The following is a 233-nucleotide window of genomic DNA, read 5'->3' as shown; positions in this document are numbered from 1 at the left end:
GATCTGTCCTGTATTGTAGTCCATCAAGACATAGGCTTTCGCCGCGACAGTCGGCGCAATAGGTGTAACTATAGGCGCTGCATAGGTGAATGAGCATGCGATTGAGGTCGCAAGAATAAGCGTTTTTAAAGGGCGATTTAAAAATTTCATATCAACAAGGCACGTCTTCTTAGGTTAAAATCGGAAAGCAAAATTGGCAGCAGTATATCACTAGTTGGCTCTCTAATTCAGTG

General features: G+C 42.9%; 1 pseudogene. It reads right to left on the bottom strand.

Annotation, left to right across the window (positions count from 1 at the left end):
- Nucleotides 1-150, bottom strand: a pseudogene (locus tag MTCD1_RS22065) (D-alanyl-D-alanine carboxypeptidase); the annotation flags it as partial.
- Nucleotides 151-233: the final 83 nt, after the last annotated feature.

The organism is Colwellia marinimaniae, assembly GCF_002207865.1.
Taxonomy (GTDB): domain Bacteria; phylum Pseudomonadota; class Gammaproteobacteria; order Enterobacterales; family Alteromonadaceae; genus Colwellia; species Colwellia marinimaniae.
Note: the sequence above shows the minus strand (reverse complement) of the source record. Positions and strands in the feature narration are given on the sequence as shown.